The sequence below is a fragment of the Pseudomonas sp. PS02302 genome, from assembly GCF_029959585.1.
In the GTDB taxonomy this organism is placed as follows: Bacteria; Pseudomonadota; Gammaproteobacteria; order Pseudomonadales; family Pseudomonadaceae; genus Chryseomonas; species Chryseomonas aestiva.
The window spans coordinates 1-2,689 of the sequence record NZ_JASCON010000157.1 but is presented as its reverse complement, the minus strand read 5'-3'; the positions used below and the strand labels follow the sequence as shown (position 1 = coordinate 2,689).

4 protein-coding genes are annotated in these 2,689 nt (G+C 72.3%); all 4 read right to left on the bottom strand.

From position 1 onward, the window contains the following. Nucleotides 1–528: Hpt domain-containing protein (locus tag QMX82_RS25560; protein WP_282288777.1), on the bottom strand; the 528-nt coding region annotated here is incomplete at its 3' end. Then, nucleotides 525–1,052: a chemotaxis protein CheW gene (locus QMX82_RS25555; RefSeq protein WP_282288775.1), complete on the bottom strand. Its 528-nt coding sequence runs from the start codon at nt 1,050–1,052 to the stop codon at nt 525–527. The genes QMX82_RS25555 and QMX82_RS25560, both read right to left, overlap by 4 nt. Further along, entirely contained in the window at nt 1,049–2,296 is a 1,248-nt protein-coding gene (locus QMX82_RS25550; RefSeq protein ID WP_282288773.1) for a CheR family methyltransferase, read from the bottom strand. The genes QMX82_RS25555 and QMX82_RS25550 overlap by 4 nt, the downstream gene beginning before the upstream one ends. Continuing rightward, nucleotides 2,293–2,689 (bottom strand): chemotaxis protein CheW (locus tag QMX82_RS25545; protein WP_282288771.1); only part of this gene is annotated, 397 nt, incomplete at its 5' end. The genes QMX82_RS25545 and QMX82_RS25550, both read right to left, overlap by 4 nt.

The window sequence follows — 2,689 nt, the reverse complement described above, 5'->3', positions numbered from 1 at the left end:
GTCCACTCGCAGCGGGTCCGGGCTGCGCTCGGCGTCAGGCGCGGGTTCTTCTGGTACGGCGGGTGCAGGGGCCGGTTCCCGCGGGGCGACCGCGACCGCGGTCGCGGGCAGCGGTTCGCCTGCGCCGGCGCTCAGGGCCTGCGCCAGCGCCTGCTGGCTAGCTCGCTGTTCGCGCTGCCAGCGCTGGCTGGCGGCCTCGTCCAGGCGACTGACCTCGCCGAGGACGTCGACGCAGCGAAACAGCTGATCGAGGTCCGCCGGACCGAGCTGGCGACGTCCGGCCTGGACCTCGACCAGACAGTCCTCCATGGCGTGGGCCAGTTCCACCAGGCCGTCGAGGTCGACGATGCGCGCCGCGCCCTTGATGGAATGGGCCGCGCGCATCATCGGCTCGATCACCCCGGTGTCGCTGGGGTCGCGCTCCAGGCGCAACAGACCGGCATCCAGCGCCTGCAGATGACTCTGCACCTCGCTGGCGAAGAGATCGTAGAGCGACATCTCGCGCACATCGCGCGGTGGCTGACTCATCGCAGCGCCTCTTCCAGGGCCCGCTCCAGGCGCGTCAGCTCGAGCAGGCCGATCTGGTGCGCGCCCTCGCGATAGACGCCGCCCAGGTAGCTCAGCAGGTCGCCGCCCAGGGTGGCTGGCGGCGGCTGCACCTGGCCCGGGGCATAGCGCTGCAGGCCCAGCACCTCGTCCACCTGTACCGCCCAGGCGCGGCGGCCGATATGCAGTAGCAACAGGCGCGGAAAGCCGCGGGTCTGCTCACCCGGCGCCACCCCCAGCAGCAGCTCCAGGGCCATGCAGGGCTGCAGCTGACCGCGTACCGGGACGATGCCGCGCAGCAACGGCGAGCGCCGGTGCGGGACGCGATGCACGGCGGTGGGTTCGGTGGCGGTCACCAGGCAACTGCCCGGCAGCCCCAGCCATTCCGCGCCGAGGCGAAAGACCAGCGCACTGGCCGAACGCGCCTGGCGATCGTCCAGGGGCTCGGCATAGTGCTCGGCCCAGGCGGTGCGCTCCAGGGCGCTGAGTTCGCGGTTCAGGCTCATGCCTCGTCACCGGCGCGGGTCTGGATGCGCGCGGCCCGTTCGCGCAGGCGTCCGGCTTCGTCGAGTCGGCCGGCTCTTTCACAGATCAGCGCCAGACGACAGAGGGCGGGATAGTGCCCCGGCTCCAGATAGAGCGCCTGGCGCAGCGCCCGCTCGGCTTCGGCGGCGCGGGCGTCGGGCAGGATCAGCGCCAGCAGGAAATGGGCACCGGCCTGGCTGCGATCCGCCTCGAGCAGATTGCGCAACAGCGTCTCGGCTTCGGCGCCGCGCCCGGCATCGGCCAGCCGCCGGGCTTCTTCGAGCGGCGCCGGGCCCGCGGAGACGGCGGTAGTCGGGGCAGGAGACGGCGTGCTTCTGGCGCGCAGGCGCGCAGGCAGGGTCGCCGCGGCGGGTGGGCGCGGTGCGGCCTTGCGCCGTGGCGGCGCAGCCGGCGTGGGCGGACGCGGTTGTTCGGGGGCGGCGGCCTGGCGTTTGACCAGGGCGGAGGCGTGGGCCACGCCCAGGCTGGCGAAGCCGTGCCGCATGGCGCTGACCATCTCCGAACTGCCGACGCAGAGCAGGCCGTCGTCGTGCATGAGCGCGGCCAGGTGACTGAGGGCGCGGCCCTGGGTCTGGTCGTCGAAATAGATCAGCAGGTTGCGGCAGAGCACGACGTCGAAGGCGGTGCCGTCACGCAGGCTGCCCAGCTGCAGGATGTTGCCCTGGCGAAAGCGCACCTGGTTGCGCACCCGTTCGGCCAGGCGATGGCGATCGCCCTCGGGTGCGAAATAGCGATCGCGAAAGCTCAGGTCGCGGGCGCGAAAGGAATTGCGCCCATAGAGGCCACGGCGGGCGCGCTCCAGGGACGGCTCGTTGATGTCCACCGCGGTCACCTCGAAGGCCTGGGCCGGCAGGCCGGTGTCGAACAGCGCCATGGCCAGGGTGTAGGGCTCTTCCCCGGTGGAGCAGGGCAGGCTGAGCAGCCGCACCGGTGCGCCGCTACGGGCATGGCGTTCCTGGGCGAAGCGGGCGGCATGGGCGATGGCCTGGGGATCGCGAAAGAACCAGGTCTCGGGAATGACCAGCAGGTCCAGCAGATCGGCGAATTCGGCTTCGTCGTCGAGGATGCGCGCCATGTAGTCCTCCGCATCGCCCTCCTGACGCTCGCGCAGGCGCTGGCGGATGGCGCGACCGAGCATGTCGTCGGCGATGGCCAGGCCGGTGCGCGCCCGCACCAGGGGCGCCAGCCGGGGATCGAGCTTCACGCGGCCTCCTGGAACAGCAGGGCGGCCAGGCTCGGCGAAAGCAGTCGATCCGGTTCCAGCCACAGCCAGAGGCCCTCGGGCGTTTCCAGCACCTCGCCGAGCCAGGGATAGTCGGGCAGGCGGACGCCTGCCGGTCGTGGCACGCTGGCGGAGATCCGACGCACGCCGGCGACGCCTTCCACCACCAGTCCGAGCGGACGGCTGCGGCCATCGGGCAGGGTGAAGTCCACCAGCAGGATGCGGGTATCCTGGCGCGCCCGGGCACCCGGGCCGCCGCTCATGGCGGTGACGTCGACCACCGGGATCGCCGCGCCGTGCAGGTTCATCAGGCCGGCGCCGCCCGCCGGGGCCGCGGGGAAGCGGGTGAGCTGCAGCAAAGGCAGCACCTGGCGG

Excerpts from the sequence above, each read along its gene's own strand:
- QMX82_RS25555 (WP_282288775.1), bottom strand. The coding sequence starts at position 1,052 with ATGAGCCTGAACCGCGAACTCAGCGCCCTGGAGCGCACCGCCTGGGCC.